At 71.9% G+C, this 14,299-nt stretch carries 11 protein-coding genes; 5 read left to right on the plus strand and 6 right to left on the minus strand.

Annotation, left to right across the window (positions count from 1 at the left end):
• Positions 1-72: 72 nt before the first annotated feature.
• From LZ495_RS34485 to LZ495_RS34500, 4 genes are all read right to left on the minus strand, one after another.
• The gene (locus LZ495_RS34485; protein ID WP_235057070.1) at positions 73-4,668 is read right to left on the minus strand and encodes a DUF6531 domain-containing protein; all 4,596 of its coding nucleotides are present in this window, start codon (positions 4,666-4,668) and stop codon (positions 73-75) included.
• Positions 4,668-5,042 carry a hypothetical protein gene (locus tag LZ495_RS34490; RefSeq protein ID WP_235057071.1) on the minus strand — a complete coding sequence of 125 codons (375 nt, stop codon included), beginning with the start codon at positions 5,040-5,042 and terminating at the stop codon, positions 4,668-4,670. The genes LZ495_RS34485 and LZ495_RS34490 overlap by 1 nt, the downstream gene beginning before the upstream one ends.
• On the minus strand, positions 5,035-5,484 hold the full coding sequence (locus LZ495_RS34495) for an SseB family protein (RefSeq protein WP_235057072.1): 450 nt from the start codon (positions 5,482-5,484) through the stop codon (positions 5,035-5,037). The genes LZ495_RS34490 and LZ495_RS34495 overlap by 8 nt, the downstream gene beginning before the upstream one ends.
• A 169-nt stretch (positions 5,485-5,653) precedes the next feature.
• Complete coding sequence (locus tag LZ495_RS34500; RefSeq protein WP_235057073.1) at positions 5,654-6,316, minus strand: NADPH-dependent F420 reductase; 663 nt, start codon at positions 6,314-6,316, stop codon at positions 5,654-5,656.
• A gap of 107 nt (positions 6,317-6,423) precedes the next feature.
• Between LZ495_RS34500 and LZ495_RS34505 the strand changes: the two genes are divergently transcribed.
• Positions 6,424-6,858 carry a winged helix-turn-helix transcriptional regulator gene (locus tag LZ495_RS34505; RefSeq protein ID WP_235057074.1) on the plus strand — a complete coding sequence of 145 codons (435 nt, stop codon included), beginning with the start codon at positions 6,424-6,426 and terminating at the stop codon, positions 6,856-6,858.
• A gap of 107 nt (positions 6,859-6,965) precedes the next feature.
• Here the strand turns inward: LZ495_RS34505 and LZ495_RS34510 are convergent, their stop codons facing one another.
• A complete protein-coding gene (locus LZ495_RS34510; protein WP_235057122.1) occupies positions 6,966-7,847 on the minus strand; it encodes a hypothetical protein in 882 nt (293 codons plus the stop codon).
• Positions 7,848-8,099: 252 nt separating this feature from the next.
• Between LZ495_RS34510 and LZ495_RS34515 the strand changes: the two genes are divergently transcribed.
• The 3 genes from LZ495_RS34515 (at position 8,100) to LZ495_RS34525 (ending at position 12,150) form a co-directional block, all read left to right on the plus strand.
• A complete protein-coding gene (locus LZ495_RS34515; protein WP_235057075.1) occupies positions 8,100-9,881 on the plus strand; it encodes a DEAD/DEAH box helicase in 1,782 nt (593 codons plus the stop codon).
• Between the two features lie 781 nt (positions 9,882-10,662).
• Positions 10,663-11,370 carry an IclR family transcriptional regulator gene (locus tag LZ495_RS34520; RefSeq protein WP_235057076.1) on the plus strand — a complete coding sequence of 236 codons (708 nt, stop codon included), beginning with the start codon at positions 10,663-10,665 and terminating at the stop codon, positions 11,368-11,370.
• Between the two features lie 12 nt (positions 11,371-11,382).
• Positions 11,383-12,150: a S16 family serine protease gene (locus tag LZ495_RS34525; RefSeq protein ID WP_235057077.1), complete on the plus strand. Its 768-nt coding sequence runs from the start codon at positions 11,383-11,385 to the stop codon at positions 12,148-12,150.
• Between the two features lie 96 nt (positions 12,151-12,246).
• Here the strand turns inward: LZ495_RS34525 and LZ495_RS34530 are convergent, their stop codons facing one another.
• The gene (locus LZ495_RS34530; RefSeq protein ID WP_235057078.1) at positions 12,247-12,726 is read right to left on the minus strand and encodes an Lrp/AsnC family transcriptional regulator; all 480 of its coding nucleotides are present in this window, start codon (positions 12,724-12,726) and stop codon (positions 12,247-12,249) included.
• 233 nt (positions 12,727-12,959) lie between these two features.
• Here LZ495_RS34530 and hppD point away from each other — a divergent pair, with 233 nt between their 5' ends.
• The gene (gene hppD, locus LZ495_RS34535) at positions 12,960-14,093 is read left to right on the plus strand and encodes a 4-hydroxyphenylpyruvate dioxygenase (protein WP_372498687.1); all 1,134 of its coding nucleotides are present in this window, start codon (positions 12,960-12,962) and stop codon (positions 14,091-14,093) included.
• Positions 14,094-14,299: the final 206 nt, after the last annotated feature.

Genomic DNA, 14,299 nt, shown 5'->3' on the forward strand with positions numbered 1-14,299 from the left:
CTTCCCACCGGGCGTCAGGGTTCCCGGGGGAGTTGCTGCTGCGTCACGCGGAAGCGCGGGCGTTCGCTCGCGTCAGCCGGGCTGGTTGGGGCTCGGGAAGAACGTGTCCAGGGTCAGTTTGCCGTCGGTGCGGCTGAGCAGGCCGGTGATGTTCACGCCGTCGATCGTCATCGTGACGCGGGAGCCGGTGCTGTTGACCTTGCCTTCCTTGATCAGTGTCTGGCCGGCCTGGATGATCTTCTCGGCGTCCCAGGTGGACGGGAAGAACGTGTGCGGGAACTTCGTGTCCTTCGGGTAGTAGTTCCCGTCCGCGTCGCGCGCGCCGACCGGGCCGTTGACCTTGACCACGCCGTTGGGCAGCACGGTCTGGTTCGGGCTGGCGTAGCGGTCGGGCGGGATGACGCCGCCCGGGTGCTGGTCGGGGTGCAGGTGCCAACCGGTGATCTTCTTGGTCAGTTCGTCGAACTCGCCTTTGAGGACGTGCTGGAGCAACGTGGGGGTGAGGACCGTGCAGCGCTCGGGCAGCGGCTTGAGGCCGAGCGGGTCGACGAGCGCGTTCGGGTTGCGCACGTAGGCGTACGGCCTCGGTCCGGCTTCCAGGCCCAGCGGGTCCGGGCTGATGTACGAAGCCGTCTCGGGGCAGTAGTAGCGGAAGAAGTTGTACGACAGCCCCGTCTCGGCATCGTGGTACTGGCCCGGGAAACGCAAGCGGACCTCGAACGGGTCGTGCGTGTCGTCCGGGCGGGCTCCCCACAGCGTGGTGTGCCGCTGCCAGACGATCTCGCCCTGCTCGTCGAGGAGTTCGGTCGGCGCACCGGCCAGGTCGGTGGCGACGGCATGGAAGTCCGCCGATTCGGCGGAGCCGGACGCCGTGTAGTGGGAGCGAGAGACCGGCCGCCAGCTCTCCGCGTCGTAGTGCCAGGTGGTGGTCCCGGCCGCGGTCACTTCCTGGGCGAGGCGCATGCCGTCCCACACGAACTCGACGTCCTGGGAGGGGTCGTCGGGACGCCGCTTGGCGATGCGGCGGCCCAGCGGGTCGTACGCGTAGTGCCAGCACGCGCCGTCGGGGGTGGTCGCGGTGCGGAGGCGGTCGTCCGCGTCCCAGGTGAATGTCCAGCTCCGGACGTCTCCGGAGGGGAACTGCCGGGTCCGCCGGACCATCCGGCCCTGCCCGTCGTAGGCGAAGGTGTCCGGACCCGCGCGGGTGACCCGGTGGCCGGACGGCCGGTGCTGCGGGTCGTCGCCGGAGGCCTGGCCCGCGGTGCCGAAGGACAGGTTGCCCGCCGCGTCGTAGGCGTACTGCTCCGACCGGTCCGCTCCCGTGACGCGCGTGACGCGGCCCGCCGGGTCGAGGTCGTAGGTGTGCCGGCCTCGCACGCTGTCGTCCACCGAGGTCAGGTACCCGTCGGCCCGGTAGCCGTAGGTGCGGCGCAGCAGTTCGGCGGGGCCGAGGCCGGGGCTCAGCGCCGCGGTGACCGGGTCGACGTCGTCTCCGACGCTGATGGTGTGCGCGGCGATGCGGCGACCCGCGTTCCACTCCTGGCCGAAGCGGATCCGGCCGTCGTAGCGGCGTTCGGTCTCGCGGCCCAGGGCGTTGTGCACGAAGGCGATGGTGTGGCCGCCGGTGGCGATCCGCGTCAGGCGGCCGGCCGGGTCGTAGGTCCAGTCGGTGGCCTGCCCGTCGGGCAGTGTGCGGCGGGTCAGGCGGCCCAGTGCGTCGAAGGCGTAGGTGTTTCGGCGGCCGTTGCACGTCTCGGCCACCACGCGTCCGTGGGCGTCGCGTTCGTAGACGAGCCGGGCATCGGGTCCGGTGACCGAGGCCAGGTGGCGGGCCGTGTTGTAGGTGAACGTCGTGGCATGGCCGGTGTCCGCGTGCCGGGCCTCGACGACCTGGCCGAACACGTTGCGGCGGTACTCGATGCGCTGGCCGGCGCCGTTGACCTGGGCGGTGACCTGGCCTGCGGCATCGTGCTCGTAGCACAGCGTGCGGCCGTCGAAGTCGGTGTCGGTGAGGGTGCGTCCGGCCGCATCGTACGTGTACGACCAGGTCGCGCCGTCCGGTCCGGTGACCGAGGCCAGCCGGCTTTCGCGGTCGTGCGCGAAGGTGTGGCGGGTGCCGTCCTCGGCGGTCTGCGCGATGCGCAGGCCGAACGGCCCGTACGCGAAGCGGCTGATGCCGCCCGCGGCATCCAGATGGGCGACCAGGTTCCCGCTCGGGTCGTACGTCCACGATTCCCGCCCGCCGCCGGGGTGCTCGCACCAGGCCGGCAGGCCTTCGACGGTCCAGGCGAGGCGCGTCGTGGCCCCGTTGGCGTCGGTGGTCGCCGCGGTACGGCCGAAGGCATCGCGCTCCGCGCGCACCGTCGCGCCGGTCGGATCGGCGAGGAGTACTGCCAGCCCGGCGGCGTCGCGGGCGAACTTGGCGATGCCGCCGAGCGGGTCGCGGGCCGAGACGAGTCCGCCCCGGTTGTCGTACGCGTACGCCGATTCGGCGCCGAGTTCGTCGGTTTCGGTGAGCATGTTGCCGCGCTCGTCGTAGGTGAACCGCTGCACGGTGGTGTCCGGGTTGATGATGCGCAGCGGCACGTTGAGCACCGTGTCGTAGTCGATGATCGTGTACGAGCCGTCGGCATACACGATGCCCGTGCGGTTGCCCGCTTCGTCGTACGAGAAGCGGGTCGCGGCGCCGTGCGGGTCGATCGTCGCGGCGAGCCGGTTGTACGGGTCCCATTCCTGCCGCGCGGTGTTGCCGAGCGGGTCGGTGCGGCGGACCATGCGGCCCCACTCGTCCCAGGCGTATTCCCACACCGCGCCGTTCGCGTCGGTCATGCGCGTGACGCGCGCAGTGTCGTCGTAGGCGAAGGTGTTGTCGAGGAAGCCCTCGCTGCCGGTGCCGTGCACACAGCGCCCGGCGTCGTCGTAGGTGTACTGGTACCAGTCGCCCAGGCGGTCGGTCCACGAGGTGAGCCGGTGCTGCCCGTCGTAGCCGAACACCATCGGCAGGCCGGTCGAGTCGATGCTCTCGGTCAGGTCTCCGGTGCCCTCCCGGCCGTCCGGCGCCGCGTAGCCGAACCGCCGCAGGCGGATGCTGTGCGCCGGGTCGTCGGACCGGAGGTGGGTGGCCGGGTCGGCACCGAGGAGCCGATAGCCGGTGATGCGGCCGTCTGCGGTGTCGACCGCGATCCGGTAGCCGCCGGAGTGCCGTACCTCGCAGGGTGTGCCCTCGGCGTCGTACAGGTACTCCACCCGGTTTCCGTTGCGGTCGGCGAGCGACGTGACCGGCAGGACCGGGTCGCGCAGCGCCGGGTGGGGGGCAAAAGTCCAGGCCCGGCCGCTCTGCGGATCGGTGAGGGTGAACACGCCGCCCGGGCGGCCGTCCCAGTGCAGCGGCCACCGGGCGCCGCCGACCGGCTGCACGGTGCCGCCCGGTTCGGGGACGGGGTAGGCCAGTTCGACGCCGTCGGCGAGGATCAGCCGGACGCCTTCGGGGGTCAGCGCGAGGTGCTGGTCGAATGTGGAGCACCAGCGCCGGCCGAACCAGCGGCCTCGGTCGAAGTGCGTGCGGTGCCGCCGTTCGAGGACCAGCGGGAGAGTCCCCGGAAGGTCGACGTCGACGTGGTCCAGGACCATCTCGCCGGTCGCGATGTCGACCGGCTCGCCGACCAGGCCGCAGGAGCGCGGGTCGCGGCACGACGTGTCGTGGTTGTGCTTGGCGTCGAAGTCGGCGCGCTCCTTGGGCGTGCGCGCCTTGAAGCCGCCCTTGGTGATGAACGCCAGGGCCAGGTCGGGGACGGTGGTCCCCGCGGTGCGCCCCGGCGCCTTCTTGAAGTCCTCCCACGACTGGATGACCTGCGCCCGGGTGTCGGCGGCGAAGCCCAGCGGGTCCCAGACCGGCTTCGTCATGCCGGCCGCGATCTTGGCGAGGTCGGTGAAGTAGGCGCCCGGGCCGTCGACGTAGACGCGGGCCGGGTCGATGGTCCACGCGAAATTGGCCAGGTCGAGCGTGCCGGCTCCGATGCCCTTGATGAACTCGACGGTCTCCCGCTGGATCCACTTGTACAGGTCGGGCGCGTTGTTGAGCTCGTTCATGAGCCGCGTCATCTTCAGCGCGCAGGTGGCCGCGGCGTCGTTCAACGTCTCGCGGGTCGCGCCGAGTTCGGTTTCGGCCTCGCGGCGCTGCCGCGCCCCGGGGTCCTCGCCGGGGTCGTTCGGCAGTGGGGGCAGGGTGCTTTCGTCCACGCCGGCCGTGACCGCGGACTGGTTGTTCGTCTTGGCGGTGTCGTACGCCGACTTCTGGTCGCGCCAGGTGCGCGACTTGGTCGTGGCCTCCTGGGCCTTGGGGATGTGGTCCTTGGCCGTCTTGTCCTGCGCGGCCCACAGCGCGTCGGCGTAGGTCTTGATCTCGTCGGCGGCTCGCGGGTAGACGCTGCTGTAGAGCTCCAGGATGTCGACCACGATGCCGAGGTCTTTGCGGAACCCCGCCGAGGCACCGCCCTGCCACAGCTTGGGGTCGTCGAGTTTGGCCAGTTTGTCGCGGCCCTGGGAGGCCTCGTTCGCGAACCCGCGCAGCGTGTTCGCGGTGTCGACCAGGCCCTGCCAATTGCCTTTCACGGCCTCGGTGCCGGCCTGCTGCTCCTGCCCCTCGGGCAGCGGAATCGGGGCCGGCATTACGGGCCCACCCCCGGCGGCTGCGTGTCCCCGGCACCGGGCAGCGCGGCACCGGGCGGGAGCGTCGACGTCAGCGCGCCCAGCGGCTGCGTGATCAGGCGGGTCGCCTCGGCCTCGGCGTCGTCGTACTGCTGCGCGGCGAACAGGAGCGAGATGCCGACGTTCTCGCCGAGTTGCACCAGGCCGACCATCGCCTTGCGGGAGACCTCCAGGAGTTCGTGGACCTGGGCGCGGACCGACAGGCTCCCCACGTCGTCGACCGAGGCCTTCATGCCGTCGATGGCCGGCACGAATTTACGGGCCAGGAGCAGCGCATCGGTCAGTTCCCGGGCGCTGTCGCGCAGGTACTGCGAGGTGACCTCGAAATCAGTCATCGGAGCCTGCCGGAGTCTCGGCTGATGCGCCCGCAGGCACCTTCCACATGCGTTCGTGCAGCCGGACGGGCTGCGGGCCGCCGAGGTCGAGGGCGAGGTCGGTCCCCGGCGGCAGCAGGTCCAGCAAGTCGTCGCCGCAGAGCGAGAACCAGTCGTGCGCACCCTCGCCCAGGAAAACCGCCAACTGCTCCTCGGACGTGAACACCGGCACCATCTGCGCACCGGGCGGGCCCATCGCGGCGAAGCCGACGCGGTCCAGCCGCACGCAGTACAGGCGGGTCCGGCGCAGTGCCGCCACCAGGGCGGCCGCATCGCCGTCGCCGGCCGCCAGCAGGGCCACCTGGGCGGTCAACTCCGCGGCGGCGCCGTGCTCGTGGCCGCCGCCGGAGACTTCGTTTCCGGCCGTGCCGTCCGGTGGCATGCCGAAGTCGCTCTCACGCATCCTGCCCCCGTCGCGTCGAGTCCGACGGACCATAGCAAGATCGATTCCAAGGAGTCAGTTGGCTGGAGCGGCGCCGCTCATTACCAGCCAGTACTGTCAAGCGCTTGGTTGATTATCGAGACGGGGCCAGTCCCTGGTGGGAACCGTTCCCGCAGGTCGGGGTCCGTGCTCAGTCGACCTCGGCGAACGCCGCCTCGAGTGGCGGGAACATCGCCCGCGCGTCGTGCCCGGCGAACCACAGGCCGACCGCGAACACCGAGGCGGCCTCCAGGTACTTCGCCCGGCGCAGGCCGCCCGCGGGGATCGCCGCCAGGCCGATGTCCGCGGCCAGCCTGGCGACCGCCGCCACCGCGGCCGCGTCGTCGCCGCACAGCGGCACCGCCAACTTCCGCCCCTCGTAGGTGCGGACATGCGATGCCCACACCTCGGCCGCGCACAGGTTGAACGCCTTCACCACGTGCGCACCCGGGGCCAGCGCCGCGATCTGCTCGGCGGCCGCGTCGACGGACAGCACGAAGCCGCCTGCCCCGCCTGCCGCGGCGGTGTCGGGCTGGAACGCGTTGGTGCAGTCGATCAGTGGGCGGCCGGAAAGCACGCCGTCCCCGGCCGCGCCGAGCACGTCCGCGACCGCCGACGTCGGCACCGCCAGCAGAACCGCCTCGCCGAACTCCGCGGCCTCCCGCAGGGTTCCGTGCCGCGCACCTGCGTCCGCCGCGGCCTTGGCGGCGTTCTCCGGGGAACGCCCGCCGATCAGGACGTCGTGGCCGGCCTTGGCCCAGGCCCCGCCCAGAGCCACGGCCATCTGGCCGGTGCCGAGGATTCCGATACGCATGAAAGTCTCCGAAGGTCGAACCGTCGCCGCGCCTGCGGCCTCGTACCGGAACGTAGGCGAGTCGAAAGGCACCCCGAGGTGCGCAACGGAACCGGGAGAGTGGAGCCATGGACGACGAGAGCACCCGGCCGGCCGCGGACGCCGAGCCGGCCGAATACGCCGACTACGGCGCCTTCGAGGCCGACTGCCCCGCCCGCTTCGCCACCGAGCTCTTCGCCAACACCTGGCTGCCCGTCGTGGTCTACATGCTCCGCGACGGCCCGATGCGGCCCGGCGACCTGCGCAAGGCCATCGGCGGCATCAGCCAGAAGATGCTCACCCAGACCTTGCGCCGCATGGAGCACATGACGCTCGTCGAACGCCGCCGCTACGCCGAGGCCCCGCCCCGCGTCGAGTACGGACTGACGGCGGCAGGAAGGGACTTGCTCGAACCGATCTTCGCCCTGGGCCATTGGGCCGACCGGCACGGCGCCGCGGTCGCCGCCGCGATGGACGGCGAACCCGCAGCAGTCGAGGGCCCGGTCGCCGCGGAGCCGCGATAGCCGTCGGACCACCGCCGGGCCGGTCCGACCGCCCCGGAACGAGTGCACGGCGAGGAGACCACCAGCCCGAGCAAAGCCAACCGGCACAGGGGCTCCGCAGAAACGGCCTAGGGGTCCAGCCGCCGCCGGCCCGCGGCATGCGCGGCGTACAGGGCGATCGCGCCGAAGGCGACGAGCAGCGCGCCGGTGGCCGCGAGGAACGCGGTCCCGGCAGCCCCGGTGACGGCGATGTCCCGGGACTGGCGGTGAGGGGGGCCGGAGGGGGCGGGGGTGCCGGCGGCGGTTGCCGGGGTGCGCGGCGGTGCCGCGTCCTCGGCGGGCGGCGTCCACGGTGTCGGGGACGGTGATGGCGATCTGGTTGCGGAGGGGAACGAGGCCGACGGCAGGGGTACGGGCGGTGCGGGAGCGGTGTCCGGCTGAGCTGATGCAGCCCTGCTGCCGACCGGGGCCGACGCGATGGCGGCGGCCGCCGGGGCCGCGGTCGGGGTCGGGGTCGGCGGGAGGCTCGGCGTGGGGGTCGCCTCGGGGGTCGCCGGAGGCGGGGACGGGGATGGGAGGGGCGGGAGCGCGGCAGGGGTGGGCAGGGGCGTCGGCGGGCTCGGCGGAGCGGCCTCGTTCACGTGCGGCGCCGGGGAAGCCTCCGGGGCCGCGCGCTGCGGCGGCGGAGCCAGGGGGTGCGTCGAGGGCCAGGCGCCGACGGCGCTTTGCAGGCGTGCGGCGACCTCGCCCGAGGCGGCCCGGAGCGTGAACACCGCGCTCTCGCAGGCACGGTGCGCTCCATCGGTCCACGGCGCGGTGCCGGGGACGATGCCGGCGCAGTTCTGCCGGACGGGCCCGCGGCCGCCGGGATTCTCCGCGCCGCCGGCCGCGGCGGCCATCACCGCGGGGGCTGCGGCGAGGACGAGGACGACCGCTGCCGCGGCCGTCGCGAGCAGGGCGGCCGGGACGCCGCCGACCCGGCGGCGCGTACTGGACCAAGGGCGGCGCATAGGGCGCGCGCTACCCCCTGGGGGTTGTCCGAGTCGCCGGGGTGCGCAATCTCACCCGAACGCCCCGGCCGCGACGACGCGCGCGGAGCAACGGCCCTCGGACGGACGACACCGGGACGCCGCCAGGCCGCGCGGGTAACCGCGTCGTTGCCCTGGGCGCCTCATCCCCTCGGGTAGCCTGGGCCGTTCCCGTCCCGCCCCCGTGAGACTTTCCTGTCCTGCCCCCGTTTGACCCGGAGCGCCTGTCCCGCAGTGAGTACTTCAGCCGCGTCTCATCTGTCCCCGGCCTTCCCCGCCCGGGCCCCTTGGGGCACCGCCGGCAAACTGCGCGCCTGGCAGCAGGGCGCCTTGGACGAGTACCTCTTGCGTCAGCCGCGCGACTTCCTCGCGGTCGCCACCCCGGGCGCGGGCAAGACGACGTTCGCGCTGCGGATCGCGTCCGAGCTGCTGCAGCGCCACATAGTCCAGCAGATCACCATCGTCGCGCCGACCGAGCACCTCAAGAAGCAATGGGCCGAGGCGGCCGCGCGCATAGGGATCAGGATCGACCCGAACTACTCGGGCTCCGGAGGGCCGGCCAACCGCGAGTACCACGGCGTGGCCGTCACGTACGCAGGGGTGGGCGTCCACCCCATGCTGCACCGGCGCCGGGTGGAGAACCGCAAGACGCTGGTGATCCTCGACGAGATCCACCACGCCGGCGACTCCAAGTCGTGGGGCGACGCGGTCTTCGAGGCCTTCGAGCCGGCCACCCGCCGCCTCGCGCTCACCGGCACGCCGTTCCGCTCCGACACCAACCCGATCCCGTTCGTCTCGTACGTCGAGGGCTCGGACGGCATCCGGCGCAGCGCGGCCGACTACACGTACGGCTACGCGCACGCCCTCGCCGACCACGTCGTCCGCCCGGTGATCTTCATGTCGTACTCGGGCGACATGCGCTGGCGCACCAAGTCCGGCGACGAGGTCGCGGCCAGCCTCGGCGAGCCGATGACCAAGGACGCCATCAACCAGGCCTGGCGTACCGCACTGGACCCGCACGGGTCGTGGATGCCGCAGGTCCTCAAGGCCGCCGACAAGCGCCTCACCGAGGTGCGCAAGTCGGTGCCGGACGCGGGTGCCCTGGTCATCGCCACCGACCACGAGTCGGCCCGGGCGTACGCCAAGATGATCCGCGAGATCACCGGGACTGGCGCCACCATCGTGCTCTCCGACGACGTGGGGGCGTCCAAGAAGATCGAGGAGTTCAGCGCGGGCGACTCGCGCTGGATGGTCGCGGTCCGCATGGTCTCCGAGGGCGTCGACGTGCCGCGCCTGGCGGTCGGCGTCTTCGCCACCACCATCTCCACCCCGCTGTTCTTCGCGCAGGCGGTCGGCCGCTTCGTGCGCGTGCGGCGCCGCGGCGAGGTCGCCTCGGTGTTCCTGCCGTCCGTCCCGACGCTGCTGCAGCACGCGAACGAGATGGAGGTCGAGCGCGACCACGTGCTCGACAAGCAGAAGAAGGGCGAGGGCCTGTACGACAGCGAGGACGCCCTCCTTGCGCAGGCCAACCAGGAGAAGGACACCCCCGGCGAGCAGGAGCAGTTCTCCTTCGAGGCGCTGGAGAGCGAGGCCCGGTTCGACCGGGTGCTGTACGACGGCGCCGAATTCGGCCTCCAGGCGCACACCGGCAGCGAAGAGGAAGAGGAGTACCTCGGGATCCCGGGGCTCCTGGAGCCGGACCAGGTGCAGATGCTCCTGCAGAACCGGCAGGCCCGGCAGCTGGCGCGCAGCCGCAAGAAGCCCGACGAAGAGGCCGACCTCTCGGAGAAGCCGGCCACCCAGCGCCCGGTCGTGACGCACCGTCAATTGTCGGGTCTGCGCAAGGAGCTGAACACGCTGGTCGCCGCGTGGCACCACCGCAGCGGGCAGCCGCACGGGGTGATCCACAACGAGCTGCGCCGGGTGTGCGGGGGACCGCCGACCGCGCAGGCCTCGGCGGGGCAGCTGCAGGACCGGATCAGCAAGATCCAGCAGTGGGCGACCTCGTCACGCTGAACGCGCCCGTTCGGATGCCCCGCGGGACGTGACGTCCCGCGGGATGCTCCGCTGTCCGCCCGGCCGCAGTCGTCGCGCCGGATCCGGGTCGCGGGTTTCGCAGCGCAGGCCGCCCAGACGTGATGACATGTGTCATGTCGCGTGTCATGTCGTGGCGGCAGGGCGGTGGATCGGGCCCGCCGGAGCGCGGTGCGGCCGCGTCGCGAGGCCGTTCCGCAGGGTTCCTTCGCGACTTTGCGCAAATTTCCGAAAGATCGTTTCGCCGAGGCTGCGAACGGCGCCGGAATTTGCTTTCGATCTTGGAAATCCGGCACGCTGAGCGCATCTTCGCGCGTTGAATCGGTGCAGAGGCTCCGCCTACCGGACGGTACGCACGAGATTCGGACGCTCCATGGTCCGCATGATGAGATCAACTTCGGATGTCGCACGTGTCACTCGCGAACGAACCGTGTCTTTTGCCCGACTTTGCCAGCTTTTGGCGATGAGATCTCGCTGAGAATCCGTCCACATTCCGGAAACTCGCTTACCAGCAGGCTGACCCCTGATTACCGTGATTGACGACAGCCGTACCAGAGACAAGAGCCCTGGGCGGCCGGCACCCCCGTCCAACCTGTCCACGGACGGCAGACGAGTTGTCCGCGCAACCACGACCTGGCGCCGCGCAGCAGCATCGTGACCCCGGCGTCCGCCACCAGGCCGCGCCCGGAGTCGCGCCTTGTGGAGGACCCGGGCATTTGGCAATCCCGGGAATGCTAGAGCACGCGTGCAAGGGAGGCTTCTCGTGGCCGCGGAGACATCACAGACCCTGGACCGGGGACTCAAGGTCCTCGAACAATTGGCCGACGCCCCCGAAGGGCTGACCGTTCCCGAGATTTCGGCGGCGCTCGGGGTCAACCGCACCGTCGTGTACCGGATCCTCGCGACGCTCGAACAGCACGGCCTGATACGCCGCGACGCAGGGGGCCGCACCCGGCTCGGCCTCGGCGCGCTGCAACTCGCCCGCCGCGCGCACCCGCTCGTGCGCGACGCCGCGGTGCCGTGCCTGCGCCGCCTCGCCGAGGAGACCGGTGCCACCGCCCACCTGACCATCGTCGACGGCCTGGACGCGCTGGCCGTCGCGGTCGCCGAACCCACCTGGACCGACTATCACGTCGCCTACCGGGTCGGATCCCGGCACGCCCTCGAACAGGGCGCCGCCGGACTGGCGATCCTCACCGCCCGCCGCGTACGCGCCGGCCTGGACCCCGCGGTCCCGTACGTGCACGTGCCCGGCGACGGACACCGCTCGGCCCCCGGCATCGCCGCCGCGGTGCCGGCCCTGGCCGGGGTCGAGGCCAGCGTGGGCGTCCTGTCGTTCAGCGAACTGGACAGCGAGCGCTTCGGACCGCGGGTCGCCGAAGCGGCGCTGGAACTGGCCGAGACGCTGGGCGGGGGACCGGTCGTCCCCGCGCAGCGCGACGAGCCGGCCGCGAGCGTGCGGGTGCGCTGATTTAATTCCGGGGTGGCCCGTACCAAGCGCAACCTCCTCCTCTCGCTGCTGCTCGTGGTGGTCTTCGGTGTGTTCTCGTTCACCGTGCCGCTGCCGTACACGCTCATCGTGCCCGGCGAGACGGCCGACACGCTGGGCAGCGAGGACGGTGTCCCGGTGATCCGGATCGAGGGGGCCACCCCGCAGCCCACCGACGGCAAGCTGCTGCTCACCACGATCCGGGCCACCGACCCGGACGTGAAGCTCAAGCTGCCGGACCTGCTCGACGCGTGGTTCGACTCCGACGAGGCCGTGGTGCCGAAGTCGTCGGTCTACCCCGAGGGCAAGTCGAAGAAGGAGATCATCGCGGACAACACCAAGGACATGGTGGAGTCCCAGGACCACGCGGCGGTCGCGGCCCTGAACTACCTGGGCCTCGACCCGAACCAGGTCAAGGTCACGCTCAACCTGCCCGACGTGGGCGGCCCGAGTGCCGGGCTGATGTTCTCGCTGGGGATCGTGGACCAGCTCGGCACTCAGAACCTCACCGGCGGCAAGACCGTCGCCGGCACCGGCACCATCACCGCGGACGGCAAGGTCGGCCGCATCGGCGGCGTCGCGATGAAGACCAAGGCCGCCAAGCGGGACGGCGCGGTGGTCTTCCTGCTGCCCGCCGAGGAATGCGATGCGGCCGAGGACGCGGCGCCGGACGGGCTGCGGCTGGTCCCGGTCAAGACGCTTCCCGAGGCGGTCGACGCGCTGATGGCGATCCAGCAGGGCGGCAAGGTCCCCGCCTGCTGAGGCGCGTCCGCTGAGCTCCGTCCCGCCGAAGCCCGTCCCGCCGAAGCCCGTCCCGCCGAAGCCCGCCCCGCCGAGGCCGGCGCGGCCCGGCACCCCCTAAGGCTTCTCCGGCTCCTCGACCGCGGCGGCCACCAGCGGCAGCACCCGGTACGGCACCGGATTCTCCAGCGCGATCGCGGTCGACGCGCGCAGGATCCCCTCGAACTCGACCACATGGTCGATCACCCGCTGCAGGTCCGCGTTCGACCGGGCCACCAGGCGGCACAGCATGTCGCCGCGCCCGGTGATGGTGTGCAGCTCCAGCACCTCGGGGATGGACGCCAGGTGCGCCCGCACGTCCGGGCCGCGGCCCTGCCGGATCTCCAGCGTCGCGAACGCGGTCACCGCGAACCCCAGTGCTGCCGGGTCGAGATGCGGCCCGAACCCGCGGACCACGCCGCGCGCGTGCAGCCGGTCCAGGCGCGCCTGGACCGTCCCGCGGGCCACGCCCAGGCGGCGCGAGCACTCCAGGACGCCGAGCCGCGGCTCCTCGTCGAGGAGGCGGATCAGGGCGGCGTCGAGCCGGTCGATGGCCACGGGCTCCTCCGGTCTTTGCGTCGCGGGCGTTTCCCGGCGGCTGGGCAGGCTGCACAGATCAACCGGACGGTCGCGGGCTCGACTGTACAGATTGACCAGTCGAAATGGCACCTGTTGCGCAACTTGCCAGGCGGGGTGAGGCTTCGAACAGGAGCCGACGTACGGACGTACTCGGCGGCACGCCGATGCACGGGGATCGCACGCCGATCGCCACGACCGACCCGGGAGCCCTCATGACCGAGATGCTGCACCGCACCGACGCCGGCGACACGGCGCAGGACCCCTTCCCGGTGCTCGGGATGGACGCGGTCGTCTTCGCGGTCGGCAACGCCCGCCAGGCCGCGCACTGGTACTCCACCGCGTTCGGCTTCACCTGCGTGGCCTACTCCGGCCCGGAGACCGGCAACCGCGACAGCGCCTCCTACGTGCTGGAGTCCGGCGAGGCCCGCTTCGTGGTCACCGCCCCGATGCACCCGGACACCGACCTGGCCCGGCACGTGGCCGAGCACGGCGACGGCGTCGTCGACCTGTCCATCGCGGTCCCGGACGCGCGCGCCGCGTACGCCTTCGCCACCGGCCACGGCGCGGCCGGCGTCGAGGAGCCGAACGAACTGCGCGACGACAACGGCACCGTGGTCCGCTCGGCGATCGCCACCTACGGCGTCACCCGCCACTCGCTGGTCGACCGGCACGACTACGCGGGCCCGTACCTGCCCGGCTACGCCGCCCGCGGCCCGCTCGCCCCGGTGCGCGAGAAGCCGATGATCACCTCGATCGACCACTGCGTGGGCAACGTCGAGCTCGGCAAGATGAACGAGTGGGTGGAGTTCTACCACCGCGTCATGGGCTTCACGAACATGCGCGAGTTCGTCGGCGACGACATCGCCACCGACTACTCGGCGCTGATGTCCAAGGTCGTCGCGGACGGCACCCGCAAGGTGAAGTTCCCGATCAACGAGCCGGCGATCGCGAAGAAGAAGTCGCAGATCGACGAGTACCTCGAGTTCTACGGCGGCCCCGGCGTCCAGCACATCGCGCTGGCCACCGACGACATCGTGGCCACCGTGCGCGCGATGCGCGAGGCGGGCGTGGAGTTCCTGGCCACGCCGGACACCTACTACGACACGCTCGGCGAGTGGGTCGGCGAGACGCACGTGCCGGTCGACACGCTGCGCGAGCTCAAGATCCTCGCGGACCGCGACGAGGACGGCTACCTGCTGCAGATCTTCACCAAGCCGGTCCAGGACCGCCCGACGGTGTTCTTCGAGATCATCGAGCGGCACGGCTCGCAGGGCTTCGGCCTGGGCAACTTCAAGGCGCTGTTCGAGGCCATCGAGCGCGAGCAGGCCAAGCGCGGCAACCTCTGACCCCGCGGATGTGACGCCGGCCCGGGCGGCGGGCCGGTGGCACCGCGGAATCGCCCGGCAGGCGACCGCCATCGCCGACCCGGGTGCACCACGCACGAACGAAGACCCCGGGGCCCCGACGACGTGGCCCCGGGGTCTTCGCGGGCCCGGAGGACGGCGTGGTGCGGGTGCTCTGGGGGTGTCCGGGGTGCGGCGCTAGCCTGCGG

Source organism: Yinghuangia soli (assembly GCF_021502675.1).
GTDB classification, from domain to species: domain Bacteria; phylum Actinomycetota; class Actinomycetes; order Streptomycetales; family Streptomycetaceae; genus Yinghuangia; species Yinghuangia soli.